The following is a 14,596-nucleotide window of genomic DNA, read 5'->3' on the forward strand; positions in this document are numbered from 1 at the left end:
CCGGCGGGGCCCTTGGGGCCGGCCCCCCCCCGCGCCTGTTCGAAACTGCTCAATGCAGCCGGATCACCGGATGCACCCGTCTCCGCAGCCAATGGCTCGCCGAATCGAGCGCCATGCGTGCGAAGCCGGTCAACGTCATCACGTGGCGGCGATAGATCAGCTTGTAGACGGCGGTCGCCAGCCAGCCGTCGACGAACACCGGTTGCGTCAGCAAGCTGTTGCTCAAGCTGCCGATCGTGCCCTCGCGGCCGAAACCGACCAGCGTGCCGGCGTCGCGATAGACGAACTCCGGTAACGGCTCGCCCGCTATCCTGCACTTGAGCGCACGCGCCAGAAACAGCGCCTGTTGGTGCGCGACCTGAGCGCGCGGCGCCAGAAACGCGTCCGCGTTGTCAGCAGAAGGGCAGGCCGCGCAATCGCCGAGTCCAAAGATATTCGCGTCGTTCGTGCATTGCAGCGTGCGGCTCACCTGCACCTGCGCGTTGCGATTCACCGCGATGCCGTCCAGCGTGCGCAACACGGGCGGCCCTGCGATGCCGGCGGTCCAGATGGCGATGTCGCTGGCGAGCGGCGCGCCCTGGTTGGTCAGCACGGCATCGGCGCGGACTTCGGTGACGCGTGTTGCGCTCAACACGTCGACACCGAGACTGCCGAGCATTGTCTGCGCGCGGGTCGAAATCGTTTCGGACAAAGCGGGCAGCACGCGCTCACTGCTTTCGATCAGACGGATGCGAAAGTCGCGCACGGGGTCGAGTGAAAACGGGCTGTAATGCTTCAGCAGGCGCACTGTATCGCGCAACGCAGCGGCGAGTTCGACACCCGTCGCGCCGGCGCCGATGATGTTGATCGACACCGGCGTGTGGGCCTCGGCGGCCCGCGCGCGGCGCGCATGGTTCGCGCGCAGGCAGGCGTCGAGCAGCCTGCGGCGAAACGCTTCCGCATGGGCGACCGAATCGAGCGGCAACGCGTGTTCGGCGGCGCCCGGTACGCCGAAATATTGCGTGACGCTGCCCATCGCCAGCACCAGCGTATCGAATGCAAGCTGCCGTGACGGCAGGATTTCGCGGCCGTCGGCGTCGTAGAGCGCGTTCAACGTGATGTGCCGGTTCGTCCGATCGAGCGCGGCGAGTTCGCCCTGTTCGAATTCAAACCTGTGCCGTTGCGCCTGCACTGCATATTGCAGTTGATGCGTGGCCGGATCGAGCTGGCCCGACGCCGCTTCATGCAGCAAGGGCTTCCAGAAATGCGTCGGCCAACGGTCAACCAGTACGATCCGCGCGCGACCGGCGCGTCCGAGCGTTTCCGACAGACGCGTAGCGAGTCCCAGCCCGCCGACGCCGCCGCCAACGATGACGACGCGATGCGCTACCGTGGGCGCGCTGTGCGACATGGGCTGCGTGGCTTGCGCGACAGAGCGTGTTTGCTGATCGGTTGCGGCCATGATTCGTATCCTCCTGAAGTTATCTTTGCTCAGCGGGTGAAGGCGTTCCGGCTATTCCCGGTATTCACCGGCCTCATCTGTCCGGGCCAGTATAGAATCGGCTAAAACCGCAGCACAATTTAATGTTTATACCGAACATATAGGTTTTCACTTATGTTAAAAGCCGCCACGTTCCGTCAATTGAAAGCTTTGCACACGGTCGCGAAGCTCGGCAGCGTGTCGCGCGCGGCCGAAGAATTGAAGCTCACGCAGCCGGCGGTGTCGCTTCAGGTGCGTTTGCTCGAAGAGGCGGCGGGAGCGCCGTTGTTGCAGCGCGTGGGACGTGGCGTGCAGCTGACCGCGGCGGGCGAAATCCTCGCGCGCTATGCGCTGGAAATCCTCGATCTATGGAACGGCGCGGCGGACGATCTCGCCGCTTTGCATGGTGAGCAGGGCGGCACGCTGCGCATCGGCGCGATCACGACCGCCGAATATCTGATCCCGCCTTTTCTGGTGCGCTTCACCGAGTTGCGTCCGCAAGTGAAGGTGCAATTCAAAGTCGGCAATCGGGCCGACATTATCCGCATGCTGGCCACGCACGAGATCGATCTCGCCGTGATGGGCAGCGCGCCGCGCGAATTGCGCACGGTGGCTACCGCCTTCGCGAAGCATCCGATGGCGTTCGTCGCCTCGCCTGCGCATGCACTGATGAAGAAAAAGCGCCTGTCGCTGGACGATCTGCAAGGCGCGAATCTATTCGTGCGGGAGCGGGGTTCGGGCACGCGTTCGACCGTCGAGAATCTGTTTCGGCTCGCCGGCCACAAGCTGCATATCGGCTCCGAACTCTCGAGTAACGAGGCGATCAAGCAACTGGTCGAGGCAGGTCTGGGCGTTGCGTTTCTGTCGCTGCATGCGTGCTCGCTGGAATTTTCGGCCGGCTTGCTGGCGTTGTTGCCCTTGCCCGCCAACCCGATCGAGCGCGACTGGTACGTGATGCATGTGTCCGATAAACGCCTGCCGCATGTCGCCGGGCTGTTCCGCGATTTTCTGATCGAGCATGGCATGTCCGGCGCGGTGCCCGTGCCGCTGCCTGCCGTCGCTGCGGCGAAACGGCGCCGTCAGGCGCGTCAGGCAAGCCCGGTCTGACGGTGCGGATCCTCGCGATTCGCTTCGACGTTTGAACTCCGCATGGCCCGGTGGAAGTCCCCGCGCGGCCTTTCTTTGTAGCGGCGGCGCCTTATCTGACGGGGCTTTCGGGTTACATCGCCCGAGATCGAAGTAAAGGTTGGGCGGCCGATATTTTTGCCCGCGCTGATTGTCTTTACAGTGGCGTCCAGACATCTGAAAAAAGTGGACGCCGCATCCCCGTGGCGAGCCATCGTGATTGACCTGGCCGTTACAGGAGTCGGAGACAATGAGCAGCAACAGCATCACTCAAGTCGAAACGTTCGGTTTCGAACGCATCCCGGATCGCTCGCGTTATGCGCGGCCGATCGATCTGTTCCGCTTGCTGTTCGGCGGTTGCAATACTTTCTCCACGTCGGTGCTCGGCAGCTTTCCGGTGCTGCTCGGCTTGTCGTTCAAGGCGGGCGTTTATTCGATCGTGCTCGGCGTGCTGATCGGTTCATGCATCCTCGCGCCGATGGGCCTCTTCGGACCGCGTAACGGCACCAGCGATCCGGTTTCGTCAGGGGCGCACTTCGGCATTCATGGCCGGATCGTCGGCTCCTTTCTTGCGGTGCTGACCGCGGTCGCGTTCTTCTCGCTGGCGGTGTGGAGTTCGGGCGACGCGCTCGTGGGCGGCGCGAATCATCTGCTCGGATTGCCGGTCAACTGGATGACGCTGAGCTTCGCGTATGGTCTCTTTGCGGTGCTGGTGCTGACCGTCTGCGTCTATGGTTTCCGCTTCATGTTGTGGGTCAACAAGATCGCCGTGTGGGCGGCGAGCCTGCTGTTCGTGGTCGGCATCGTGGCGTTCGCCGGCCCGTTCAATAGCGCGTACGCCGGCAAGGTGGCGCTCGGCTCGGTGGGTTTCTGGCCGGCCTTCGTGAGCGCCGTGCTGGTCGCGATGAGCAATCCGGTGTCGTTCGCCTGTACGCTCGGCGACTGGGCTCGCTATATTCCGCAGAACACGCCGAAGCAGCGCACGATCCTCGCGGTGATGCTCGCGCAACTGGCCACTTTCGTACCGTTCTTCTTTGGCCTCGCCACGGCGACGATTATCGCCAGCAAGGCGCCGGATTTCATCGCGTCGAATAACTACGTGGGCGGTCTGCTGACGATCTCGCCGAACTGGTTCTTTCTGCCGGTGTGCCTGATTGCGATCATCGGCGGGATGTCGACGGGAACCACCGCGCTGTACGGCACCGGGCTCGATATGTCGAGCATGTTTCCGAAGTTCCTGAACCGCGTGCGCGCCACGCTGCTGATCGGCAGCCTCGCAATCGGCTTCATTTTTCTTGGCCGCTTCGCGTTCAACCTGGTCGAAAGTGTGTCGACGTTCTCGGTGCTGATCAACGTCTGCAGTTGTCCGTGGATGGTGATCATGATCATCGGCTTCGTGACGCGGCGCGGCTTCTATCTGTCCGACGATCTGCAGGTGTTCAATCGCGGCGGCCGCGGCGGCCATTACTGGTTCACGCACGGCTGGAACTGGCGCGCGATGGGCGCCTGGATTCCGAGCGCGGTGGTGGGTCTTTGTTTCGTCAATCTACCGGATCAGTTCGTCGGTCCGCTCGGGCAGCTCGCGGGCGGCCTCGACATCAGCATGCCGGTGTCGCTGACCCTTGCCTGCGCGTTGTATATCGCGTTGCTGCAGTGCTTTCCTGAACCGGACGGTGTATATGGGCCGCTTGGCCGTCGCTGGTTGAGGAGCGGTTCGCAGCGCAATGTGATCGTGCATCCGGTGGTGTCGGCGGCTAAGCTTAAGGCGGGTGGGGCGCGGTTGAAGACGCAAGCGAACGCGCAGGCGAATGCGCAAGCAGGGTCGCGACCGCAGCAGCGCGATGCGCAACGCGAGCGCGAAGAGGCGTTAGACACGCAAGACGCGGGTTAATAATGTGTTCGAGGCCGCTGGACGAGGTGTGGTCAGGCAAGACCGAGGCCGCACCTGTGCAAAGCCGAAGCAACAATTACGCAGTAAACGCAATGGTATTCAAGTTGAGTAGGCAAACAAGATGAACGAGTCAGTAAAGCGCGCATTTGAAGGTGTAAAGCTGTTTCCGTTCTGGCTCGACAATCCGCGCGCGCCGGCTGTCGAACGGGAATTGATCGGTCCGACCACCGCTGATCTGGTGGTGGTTGGCGGTGGTTTCACCGGCCTGTGGGCCGCGATTCAGGCGAAAGAAGCGGATCCTTCGCTCGACGTCGTGCTGGTCGAGGCGGGCAAGGTGGCCTACGGCGCGTCGGGCCGTCCGGGCGGGATCATTTCCACCTCGGTGATGCATGGTCTGCCGAACGCAACGCGGGTCTTTCCGCAAGACCTCGACGTGCTGGAAAAGCTGGGCCAGGAGAACCTCGACGGCTTCAAGGAATCGTTGACGAGTTACGGCATCGAAGCCGACGTCGAATGGAATGGCGAGATGACGGTTGCGGTCGACCCGGGTCACCTCGATCATCTGAAAGGCGACTACGAGTTGCACGTGGCGCACGGACACGACGTGGTGCTGCTCGACAGCAAAGGGGCTCGCGAACAACTCGATTCACCGCTATTCGCGGGCGCGATGTGGTCGAAGAATCGCAGCGGCACGATTCATCCGGCGAAGCTCGCGTGGGGCCTGAAAGCCGCCGCGCTGAAACTTGGGGTGCGTTTGCATGAACACTCGCCGATCACGCGCCTCGAAGATCGCGGCGCGACGATGATCGTGCACACGCAGGCGGGCCGCATCGAAACGCCGCGTGTGCTGCTCGGCACCGGTACCGCGGATGTGGGCGTGACCGACATCAAGCGCCGCGTGATGCAGGTGCGCGATCACATCGTCGCGACCGCGCCTTTGAGCGACGAGCAGATGGCGCGCATCGGCTGGAACAATCGCCAGGGCATCTACGATACGCGTACGCAACTCAATTATTTTCGCCTTACCCAGGACAACCGGATCATCTTCGGCGGCCGCGTGAGCTATCACTTCGGCGGCGATCCGAATCCGGCGGCGGATCGTGACGAAAGCACATACTACAAGCTCGCTGAAGCGTTCTATCGCACCTTCCCGCAATTGGACGACGTGCGCTTCACGCACGCATGGGGCGGCCCGATCGACTACTGCTCACGCGGCGCCGTGTTCGCGCGCCGCTATCACGGCGGCAAGAGCGTGTTCGTCGCGGGTTATACGGGCTTTGGCGTGGCCGGCAGCCGCTTTGGCGCGAAGATGGGCCTCGACATGCTGTGGAAGCGGGATACGCTGATTACGTCGCTGGATATTTCGCGCAAGGGACCGTCGTACATTCCGCCGGAGCCGCTGCGCTGGATCGCCGCGAAGATCACCTTCAACGCTTTCGATGGCGCCGACGATCGCGGTGGCTGGCGGCGCCTGTGGATCAATTCGATCAAGGCGCTCGGTTTCCCGATGTAGTGGCTGATAGTAGCGTCGGAAGTTTTTCAGGTGGGCGGCGGTTTTTGTATCGCCGTCAGAATAAAAAAACCGCACCTGTACGGGTGCGGTTTCTGATGAAGCAACGTAGCAAGCTGGCAACGCAGCAACGCAGTATGAATCAACCGCAGTACACGATGCTGTACTTTTTGGTCGCCACCGGCATATGCCACGTGCCCGAGAAGCCCTTGTGCAGGATGAAGGCGTCGCCGGCGGCATAGCGTTCGCTGCGGCCGTCGTCGCTGGTGACGACGACTTCGCCTTCGATCAGCACGCAGACTTCGTGGATCGGCAGATCGGCCAGCTTCAGCGTGCCCGCATCGCATTGCCATACGCCGGCGGACAGCATGTTGGTCGTATCGGAGAATGCATTGAGGGCGTGCGGTGCCTTGGCGCCTTCCAGAATGACGTCGGCGGGATCGTGCAGGGCGGGGTTCAGACCGGACGCGCCTGGGCCTTTTGCGTCGATGCGGGTGAAAGTGATGGTGCTCATGTGTCTCTCCTGGTTAATTCTGGTTAAGCCTGGTTAATCGTGGTTGATGGGATCAATGACGATGGATTCGATGACGAGGGATTCGACGAACCCGAAGCAGAACCGGAGTCTGAGCCAAAGCAGCGTAGCGATGAATTTCGATTTGAAGACATTCAGATTGAGCGGCGTCGATGTAAAGCATTTGATGCCACTCGGGCGCGAGGTTCGCGCCCAACATCTGACTCAACCATTCATGTAAAGGACAAGCCCATGCAACACGCCAAACAGTTTTATATCGACGGCCAATGGGTCGACCCGCTTGACTCGGCCAACGCCGCCACGCTCGACGTGATCGATCCGTCCACGGCCACCGCGTTCGCGCAGATTTCGCTCGGCAGCGGGGCCGATGTCGATCGCGCCGTGGCCGCCGCGAAGCGTGCTTTTCCCGCCTTCAGCGAGACGACGATCGCGCAGCGAATCGATCTGCTGCAAGCGATCCTCGACGTCTACCGCAAGCGCTACGACGACATGGTGCATGCGATCAGCCGCGAGATGGGCGCACCGCTGCAATACGCGAACGACGCCCAGGCGTGGACCGGCGTCGCGCATCTGGAGACCATGATCCGCACGCTCGACACGTTCGAATTCGAGTATGTGAAGAGCAGCATTCTGATCCGCAAGGAAGCGGTCGGCGTGTGCGGACTGATCACGCCGTGGAACTGGCCGGCCCTGCAGATCGCGACCAAGGTGGTGCCCGCGCTCGCGGCCGGCTGCACGATGGTGCTCAAGCCTTCGGAACTGGCGCCGCTCTCCGGCATCATCTTCGCCGAGATTCTCGACGAAGCGGGCGTGCCGGCCGGCGTGTTCAACCTTTTGAACGGCGAAGGCCTCACGGTGGGTGATGCGATGTCGCGTCATCCGGACATCGACATGATGTCGTTCACCGGTTCGACGCGTGCGGGCGTGCAGGTCGCAAAGGCCGCGGCGGATACCGTCAAACGCGTGCATCAGGAACTGGGCGGCAAGTCGGCCAACCTGATTCTTGAAGACGCGGATCTGAAGCAGGCGGTGATGCGTGGCGCGCGCGCGTGTTTCGACAATAGCGGCCAGTCGTGCGATGCGCCCACGCGCATGTTCGTGCCGCGCGCACGTTTGGACGAGGCATTGGCCTACGCGAAGGAGGCCGCTGACGTACTGGTTGTCGGTCCCGCTGATGCTACGGGCACCGATCTTGGGCCTGTTATCAGCGAGCAGCAGTTCGACAAGATCCAGCGGCTGATCGGTGTCGGCATCGACGAGGGCGCGACGCTCGTGGCCGGTGGCCCGGGCCGTCCTGAGGGATTGAAGGATGGCTACTTCGTGCGTCCGACGGTATTCGGCAACGTCACGCCGTCTATGACGATTGCGCGTGAAGAGATTTTCGGACCGGTACTGTCGATTCTCGCCTACGACTCCGAAGACGACGCGATCGCCATGGCCAACGACAGTCTCTACGGTCTCGCGGGCTATGTGCAGTCCGCCTCGATCGAGCATGCGCATGCGGTGGCGAAGCGCCTGCGTACCGGCACGATCTATCTGAACTACGCGGACTATAGCCCTGATGCGCCGTTCGGTGGCTTCAAGCAGTCGGGCAATGGCCGCGAGTATGGGGAGTTCGGGCTCGAGGACTTTCTGGAGATCAAGGGCGTGGTCGGCTACGCGAGTTGACGCAGCGTGATGGCGTGGAAACCGGGCGGCGATGTGACGCAGTGATGCGACTCTGTGGCGTGACGCAGTGGCGTGCCTTCGCCGCGCAAACATAGCGCGCGTTGTGCGGGGGATGAGGGGCATCCCGCACCGGCAGCCTTCCGATGACCGTTTCGAACCTGCGCGAACCTGTGAGCGTCTGTTGTAGGCGTCTATAATTCTCACCGGACTTCGCCATCGGATCTTTGACCTGTGAAAACAACCATCGCTGTTGCGCTTGTTGCGCTTGCCCTGAGCGGCTGCATGTCGGCCGAAAAACAAGAAGCGGAGGCGCGCGACTTTACGCACTCGGAGAGCTTGCTCGACGCTGCGCAGCGTAATGCCGCCATTGCATGCGCGGATCAGACGCAGTGCGACAAGGCCTGGTCGCTCACGAAAGACTACGTGGCGGCGCATTCTTCCACGTCGATCGTCCGCGCGGACGCGGTGGCAATCGAGACTGACGTGCCGAGCCGCTCGGGCAAGGCCGTCTTTTCTGCCACACGCGTGGCCAGGGGCAGCGGAGCGACGATCACGCTGTATGCGCAATGCCGGGGTATGTACGGTCCCGAACGCGCGGAGGGTTCGGATTACGACGATTGCGTCAAGCAGATCGGACCGACCCAGAATGGCTTCGTGCCGTATCTGAAACAGCATTTATCCGGCCAGTAAGTCTTGGCCGAGCCGGTATTCCGGCCGGGCTTCGGGCTGACATCCCGGCCGACATTCAGGCCGGCGTGTGACGCATCATCATGCGTTCGAATGCGTCGACGATACGTTGCACGTAAGGGTTTTTGTGAGCGAGCTCGCCAGTCTCACGCTCGAAGTGCGCGAGCATGGTCGCGTTCGCTTCGAAGACAAGCACCTGTCCGCCGGGCAGTACCGTAAAGTCGATGCCGCCGTAGTCGAGATCGAGCCGCTTGCCGATCGCCGCGACGGCACGCATGACACGCTCGCCGAGCGCGGCATGCGGATCGTCGAGAAAGCAGCGTTCTTCGTCCAGCTTCCACGGGTGCGGTTCCATGTCGGCGGAGTAGTAGTGCACCATCCAGTGCGGTGATATTGCCAGATGGTAAGGATGCGGCTCCCGGTCGACAAAAATGATCCGGTATTTGCGGTAGAAGCCGTCGACGCTGCGATAGTCGCGAAACGCCGTTAGATACGCAAGGCCGGTTTGTGCGGAGCGCCACGCTTCGAGCGCGGCGAGACTTTCGCATAGCATCAGTCCGTCGCCGCCGTGCGTAGCGGCGGGGCGTGCGAGGACCGGAAAGTCGATGCCACCTTCCGCGAGCACGGCGTTAAGCGAGATGCGTGAAACCGGCGCGGCCTCGCTCTGCACGCACGGTGCCACGTGCACGTCCGGCAAACCGTCGAGCAGGCTCGCGGTACGGTGTCGCTGGGTTCGGGCGACAGTGGCGGGCGGATTGAGCACGGGTCGTGCGCACTGCGAGACGAAGCGTGCGAGCCTCGCTGCGAGTGGGGCCGCAATATCCTCATCGCCAATCGCATTGAACACGAGATCGTAGGGCGGCAATCGCTGGTCTTCTTCGTCGGCGGCGTAGTCGATCGCGTACTTGATGCGGCAACTTTTCGTGCCGGGCAGCAAGGCATCGAACGGGACATTGCCTGCCGTATGTGCCGCGCACAGGACCAGCACGCGGCGCTGCGCGGTGCCGCTTCCCTCGATAAACACACGCTGGATCCGATAGGCGCGTTCCCGATACGCGGCGGCTTCATCCACGTGTCCAGCGCTCGCGAGGATGGCGGCGAGGTTCTGGCAGGCCACCGCGACCTGCGGATCGAACCTCAGAACCAGGCGATACCAGTACTCGGCGATCACATGATTGCCTGTCATGAAGTAGCCGGTCGCGACATCGCAGAGATTTGAGGCGCTGGCGTCGGGTGTCGCGGCGGCGTAGGCGTCCAGCGTGTGCGCGGCGATCAGATGCGCGACGGCGCCCAGTTCGTCGCCGTCGCGGCGGCGGGCTTCAGCGAGGGCGCGGTGATGGGGCGGATCGAGCGAGGCGGCGTTGTTAGCGCTGTTGCTCTCGCTGCCGGTTCTGCTTGCGCTGTCGCCGTCGCCGCAGTGGTTGCTGTTGTCGCTATTGCTGTGGCTCTCGCTTCTGCCGCTACGACTGCCGCGTTGCGCTGACGTGCCCAACACCTGTGTATCGTGATTGGCTTTGTTATCGGGCGGAATCTGCTTCATGGTCGGCAAGAAGTGAGAGCAGGGCGGCGTGCCGCTGCGCACTCGAAGCATACTGGGCGCGCATGCGATTCGGCTTACAGCCCTGCCTCACTACAACAGCAGTTCGATCGAATGAAACAGACGGCGCAGCTCGGGGTCTTGCGAGCGCGATCCTTCGTCGATCACTTCACGCAAACATTCGAGAAAACACGCGGCCGCCGGACTTGTCGGCGCACCGCGGCGCGACGTAATGCTGACGATCGTTTCGTCCACCGTTTCACGCAAGGGTAGCGCCCACAGATTTTCTTTGGCGATGCACACTTCGACGAGCGGCCACGGAAAAATGCTGAGCATGTCGGTATGCGCGAGCAGACCCAGCACGACCGCGAGCGAATGCGCGAGATGAATGGTGTGCGGCACGCGCATGCCGCGCTTGCGGAACAGATTGTCCGAGATGGACTCACGGCTGGCCGGGTCCCAGTTCAGCACCCACTCGGCGTCTTCCAGTTCAAGCAGCGTGCGGCAACCCGCCTTCGGATGATCGCGGCGCGCGACCACCGCCGAGTGCGTCGAAAAGAGCGGCACGTTGTGAAACTCCGATTGCGGCGAAGCAGGCGGAGGCCGGCCAATCGAAAAGTCGAGGCTGCCGTCGCGCAAGCGGGGTTGCACGACCCCCAGCAGACCCTCGAAGAATTCCAGCTGGACTTCCGGCATGCGCTGCCGGAACCGCTGCACCGTGGGCGGCAGGAAAGTCAGCGCCACCCATGGCGTGACGCCGATCGACAGCTTGCCGGCCGCCGCGCCGCGCATCGCCTCGATCTCCGCTTCCGCGCGTTGCAACTGGCCGAGCACCAGTCGTGCATGCACGACCAGCGCGCGGCCGAACTCGGTGAACGCAACGCCGCTCGCGCCGCGCACCAGCAATGGCGCTTGCAGATCGGCCTCCAGTTCGCGCATTGCCTTGGTGACGGCGGCCGCCGAAAGGTCGAGCGAACGGGCAGCGGCCCGAATACTGCCGGTATCCGCAATGGCCGCTAAAGTGCTGAGTTGATGGAGTTTCATCTGACAAGCGTGTAGATAGGTGGCAACCATAGGTTGCTGCCGCAACGATTCTACGCCTGCCGCTGGAAAAGCGGCGCCGCTATGCTCGGTTCACGCATTCATCGACGGAGACGACATCGTGAACACCATGGCCATTCCGGCGGGCATCGCCGAACTCGAAGACGAAATGATCGCGCTGCGCCATCGCATCCACGCGCACCCCGAACTGGCTTACGAAGAATTCGCCACCGGGGACCTGGTCGCCGAGCGCTTGCAGGAGTGGGGCTACACCGTGCATCGCGGGCTGGGCCAGACGGGTGTTGTCGGACAATTGAAAGTCGGCAACGGCACGCGCAAACTCGGCCTGCGCGCCGACATGGACGCGCTGCCGATTCACGAAACCACCGGACTGCCGTATGCGAGCACCGTTCCGGGCAAGATGCACGCATGTGGCCATGACGGCCACACGGCGATGCTGCTGGCGGCCGCCAAGCATCTCGCGCAGGAAAAGAGTTTCGACGGCACGCTGAACCTGATTTTCCAGCCCGCTGAAGAAGGTCTGGCCGGCGCGAAAAAAATGCTCGAGGACGGCCTGTTCGACAAGTTTCCGTGCGACGCGGTGTTCGCGATGCACAACATGCCGGGTTTTCCGACGGGCAAGTTCGGCTTCCTGCCGGGCTCGTTCATGGCTTCGTCGGATACGGTGATCATCAAGGTGACGGGCCGCGGCGGCCACGGCGCGGTGCCGCATAAGGCCGTCGATCCGGTGGTGGTGTGCGCGCAGATCGTGCTGGCGTTGCAGGCCATCGTGTCGCGCAATATCGCGCCGCTCGACATGGCGATCATCACAGTCGGCGCGATCCACGCCGGTGAAGCGCCGAACGTGATTCCCGAGACCGCGGAGATGCGCCTGTCCGTGCGCGCCTTGAGGCCCGAGGTTCGCGACCATTTGCAGGAACGCATCACGGCGGTCGCGTGCGGGCAGGCGGCCGTGTTCGGCGCGCGGGCGCATGTGGATTATCAGCGCCGCTATCCGGTGCTCGTCAACGATGCGCAGATGACCGGCCTCGCACGGCAAGTCGCGCTCGACTGGCTCGGCGAAGCCGGTTTGATTGCCGACATGCAACCGTTGACGGGCAGTGAAGACTTTGCGTTCCTGCTCGAGCGTTGCCCGGGCAGCTACCTCATCATCGGCAATGGCGACGGCGAGGGCGGTTGCATGGTCCACAACCCGGGCTACGACTTCAACGACGATTGCCTCGCGACCGGCGCGGCCTATTGGGTGCGGCTCGCGCAGACGTTTCTTGTCTGAGGCGGGGGGCATCGGGTTGGACTGACGCCGCGCAGGGCTGTGAAGGTTGCGAAGGCCATCGGGCCCATCAAGGCTGACGACGCCAGCGACGCCAGCGACGCCAGCGACGCCAGCGACGCCAGCGACGCCAGCGACGCCAGCGACGCCGGCGACGCCAGCGACGCCAGCGACGCCAGCGAGGCTAACCAGGCCATCAAGGCAACGCGGGACCCGTCAAGTCGCGCATTGCTTTCAGGCGCACAAGGCCGCAGAGCCGCGCATCAGCAGGAAGGACACCAGGGAGACGCAGATGGACTATTCCGCTACACCGCAACCCGCAGGCGCTGACGCGTTGAATCGCGCCGGCGCGCCGGGCGTGCAGCCGGCCAAACGTGCGAGCCATGCCAAGGCGATCGCTGCGATCACGCTTGGCAACGGCCTCGAATTTTTCGATTTCACGATCTACAGTTTCTTCGCGACGATCATCGGCAAGCTGTATTTCCCGGTGGAAGGGCAGCTTGCGCAACTGATGCTGGCGGTCGGCACCTTTGGCGTGGGCTTCATCATGCGGCCGGTGGGCGGCATCGTGCTTGGCGCCTATGCCGATCGCGCCGGACGCAAGGCCGCGATGAGTTTCACGCTGTGGTTGATGACGCTTGGCTCGGCGATTATCGCGTTCGCGCCGACGTACGCGGCGATCGGTGTGGCTGCGCCATTGCTGGTGATTCTTGCGCGTTTGATTCAGGGGTTCGCGCTGGGCGGTGAGATTGGTGCGTCGACATCGTTGCTGCTTGAATATGGCAGCGACAAGACGCGTGGCTTCTACGGAAGCTGGCAGTTTGTGAGTCAGGGGTTGAACACGGTATGTGGCTCGCTGCTGGGTGTTGCGCTGGCGGCGGCGCTGTCTACTGCCGCGCTGGAGAGCTGGGGCTGGCGTGTGCCGTTTGTGATCGGGATGGCGATGGGGCCGATTGGGATTTATATCCGGCGGCATCTGGATGAAACCTTGCCGGGTGTTGAAGACGGCACGGTGCCGGCGGCGCAGGTGCCTGCGGCACAGCCCGTTCGCAAGTTGTTTCGCGAGCATTCGCGCGTGATTACGACGGGGGTGTTGACGACGATTGGTGGTACGGCGGCGAACTATATTGTGTTGTTCTATTTGTCCACTTACGCGATTCGGATTCTGCATTTACCGATGTCGTCGGCGCTGTGGGCCGCGTGGACCGCGGCGGTCGTGACGGTGATCTGTTCGCCGTTTGCGGGGGCCCTTTCCGATCGGGTTGGACGTAAACGTGTGTTGTGGATTTCGCGGGTGTTGCTGATTGTTGCCGTGTATCCGGCTTTCATGATTATCAATGCTTCGCCTACGGTGCCTGTTTTGTTGTCTGTCGTTGCTGTGCTGGCTGTGTTTGTCGCTTTTACTGCGGTACCCAATATCGTCATGTTGCCTGAGATGTTTCCGCGCGAGATTCGCGCTACCGGGATGTCGATTGTTTATTGTTTGGGGGTTTCTATTTTTGGCGGGTTCGCGCAGTTTTTTGCTACGTGGTTGATTCAGATTTCTGGGAGTAATCTGGCGCCTGCGTGGTATTTGATTGGGTGTGGGGTTGTGTCGTTGTTGCCGTTGCCGTTTATGCGGGAGACTGCTGGGAAGAGGATTGACTAAGAGGGGTGCCTGCGGCGTAGGTTTTTTTGATCTGGTTGGCTGCGGGGCGCTTTTTCTGTTCGCCTACGGTGTTGGCCTCTCCTTGATTTGTTATTGGATTATTAGCGTCGCCCCTGTGCGGGGCGGGCACCTACTTTTCTTTGCCTGCCGCAAAGAAAAGTAGGCAAAAGAAAGCGGCTCACACCGCTAGCTTATAAGCGGGTCCCT

General features: G+C 62.5%; 12 protein-coding genes. 8 read left to right on the forward strand and 4 right to left on the reverse strand.

What is annotated here, in order from left to right:
* Positions 1 to 49 precede the first annotated feature (49 nt).
* Positions 50 to 1,390, reverse strand: coding sequence for an NAD(P)/FAD-dependent oxidoreductase (locus tag PQR53_RS38260; RefSeq protein WP_408465730.1), 1,341 nt, complete (start codon positions 1,388 to 1,390; stop codon positions 50 to 52).
* A 204-nt stretch (positions 1,391 to 1,594) separates the two neighbouring features.
* On the opposite strand from PQR53_RS38260, the gene PQR53_RS38265 reads away from it, so the two are divergent.
* From PQR53_RS38265 to PQR53_RS38275, 3 genes are all read left to right on the forward strand, one after another.
* Complete coding sequence (locus tag PQR53_RS38265) at positions 1,595 to 2,566, forward strand: LysR family transcriptional regulator (protein ID WP_408465708.1); 972 nt, start codon at positions 1,595 to 1,597, stop codon at positions 2,564 to 2,566.
* Between the two features lie 268 nt (positions 2,567 to 2,834).
* Positions 2,835 to 4,475, forward strand: coding sequence for a purine-cytosine permease family protein (locus tag PQR53_RS38270; RefSeq protein ID WP_408465710.1), 1,641 nt, complete (start codon positions 2,835 to 2,837; stop codon positions 4,473 to 4,475).
* A 121-nt stretch (positions 4,476 to 4,596) separates the two neighbouring features.
* Positions 4,597 to 5,988, forward strand: a complete 1,392-nt coding sequence (locus PQR53_RS38275; RefSeq protein WP_408465712.1) for an NAD(P)/FAD-dependent oxidoreductase — start codon at positions 4,597 to 4,599, stop codon at positions 5,986 to 5,988.
* A 139-nt stretch (positions 5,989 to 6,127) separates the two neighbouring features.
* On the opposite strand, the gene PQR53_RS38280 is transcribed toward PQR53_RS38275, so the two are convergent.
* Entirely contained in the window at positions 6,128 to 6,499 is a 372-nt protein-coding gene (locus PQR53_RS38280; RefSeq protein WP_408465714.1) for a cupin domain-containing protein, read from the reverse strand.
* 249 nt (positions 6,500 to 6,748) lie between these two features.
* On the opposite strand from PQR53_RS38280, the gene PQR53_RS38285 reads away from it, so the two are divergent.
* Both PQR53_RS38285 and PQR53_RS38290 read left to right on the forward strand, forming a co-directional pair.
* Positions 6,749 to 8,185, forward strand: a complete 1,437-nt coding sequence (locus PQR53_RS38285) for an aldehyde dehydrogenase family protein (protein ID WP_408465716.1) — start codon at positions 6,749 to 6,751, stop codon at positions 8,183 to 8,185.
* Positions 8,186 to 8,416: 231 nt separating this feature from the next.
* The gene (locus PQR53_RS38290; RefSeq protein ID WP_408465718.1) at positions 8,417 to 8,875 is read left to right on the forward strand and encodes a hypothetical protein; all 459 of its coding nucleotides are present in this window, start codon (positions 8,417 to 8,419) and stop codon (positions 8,873 to 8,875) included.
* A gap of 55 nt (positions 8,876 to 8,930) precedes the next feature.
* Here the strand turns inward: PQR53_RS38290 and PQR53_RS38295 are convergent, their stop codons facing one another.
* Positions 8,931 to 10,412 (reverse strand): ATP-grasp domain-containing protein, encoded by a 1,482-nt coding sequence (locus tag PQR53_RS38295; RefSeq protein WP_408465720.1) that lies wholly within the window; start codon positions 10,410 to 10,412, stop codon positions 8,931 to 8,933.
* 90 nt (positions 10,413 to 10,502) lie between these two features.
* Entirely contained in the window at positions 10,503 to 11,453 is a 951-nt protein-coding gene (locus tag PQR53_RS38300) for a LysR family transcriptional regulator (protein WP_408465722.1), read from the reverse strand.
* Between the two features lie 118 nt (positions 11,454 to 11,571).
* Between PQR53_RS38300 and PQR53_RS38305 the strand changes: the two genes are divergently transcribed.
* Genes PQR53_RS38305 through PQR53_RS38315 form a run of 3 tightly spaced genes read left to right on the forward strand, consistent with a single transcriptional unit; the run spans position 11,572 to position 14,389 of the window.
* Entirely contained in the window at positions 11,572 to 12,744 is a 1,173-nt protein-coding gene (locus PQR53_RS38305; RefSeq protein ID WP_408465724.1) for a M20 aminoacylase family protein, read from the forward strand.
* Between the two features lie 39 nt (positions 12,745 to 12,783).
* Positions 12,784 to 13,071 (forward strand): hypothetical protein, encoded by a 288-nt coding sequence (locus PQR53_RS38310; RefSeq protein ID WP_408465726.1) that lies wholly within the window; start codon positions 12,784 to 12,786, stop codon positions 13,069 to 13,071.
* Positions 13,034 to 14,389 carry an MFS transporter gene (locus PQR53_RS38315; RefSeq protein WP_408465728.1) on the forward strand — a complete coding sequence of 452 codons (1,356 nt, stop codon included), beginning with the start codon at positions 13,034 to 13,036 and terminating at the stop codon, positions 14,387 to 14,389. The genes PQR53_RS38310 and PQR53_RS38315 overlap by 38 nt, the downstream gene beginning before the upstream one ends.
* The last annotated feature ends 207 nt before the right edge of the window (positions 14,390 to 14,596 follow it).

This window comes from Paraburkholderia fungorum, assembly GCF_046027605.1.
Classification (GTDB): domain Bacteria; phylum Pseudomonadota; class Gammaproteobacteria; order Burkholderiales; family Burkholderiaceae; genus Paraburkholderia; species Paraburkholderia fungorum_F.

Bases quoted from the DNA above. Each gene is read 5' to 3' on its own strand.
- PQR53_RS38260 (WP_408465730.1), bottom strand. From the start codon at position 1,390: ATGTCGCACAGCGCGCCCACGGTAGCGCATCGCGTCGTCATCGTTGGC.
- PQR53_RS38265 (WP_408465708.1), top strand. From the start codon at position 1,595: ATGTTAAAAGCCGCCACGTTCCGTCAATTGAAAGCTTTGCACACGGTC.
- PQR53_RS38270 (WP_408465710.1), top strand. From the start codon at position 2,835: ATGAGCAGCAACAGCATCACTCAAGTCGAAACGTTCGGTTTCGAACGC.
- PQR53_RS38275 (WP_408465712.1), top strand. From the start codon at position 4,597: ATGAACGAGTCAGTAAAGCGCGCATTTGAAGGTGTAAAGCTGTTTCCG.
- PQR53_RS38280 (WP_408465714.1), bottom strand. From the start codon at position 6,499: ATGAGCACCATCACTTTCACCCGCATCGACGCAAAAGGCCCAGGCGCG.
- PQR53_RS38285 (WP_408465716.1), top strand. From the start codon at position 6,749: ATGCAACACGCCAAACAGTTTTATATCGACGGCCAATGGGTCGACCCG.
- PQR53_RS38295 (WP_408465720.1), bottom strand. From the start codon at position 10,412: ATGAAGCAGATTCCGCCCGATAACAAAGCCAATCACGATACACAGGTG.
- PQR53_RS38300 (WP_408465722.1), bottom strand. From the start codon at position 11,453: ATGAAACTCCATCAACTCAGCACTTTAGCGGCCATTGCGGATACCGGC.
- PQR53_RS38315 (WP_408465728.1), top strand. From the start codon at position 13,034: ATGGACTATTCCGCTACACCGCAACCCGCAGGCGCTGACGCGTTGAAT.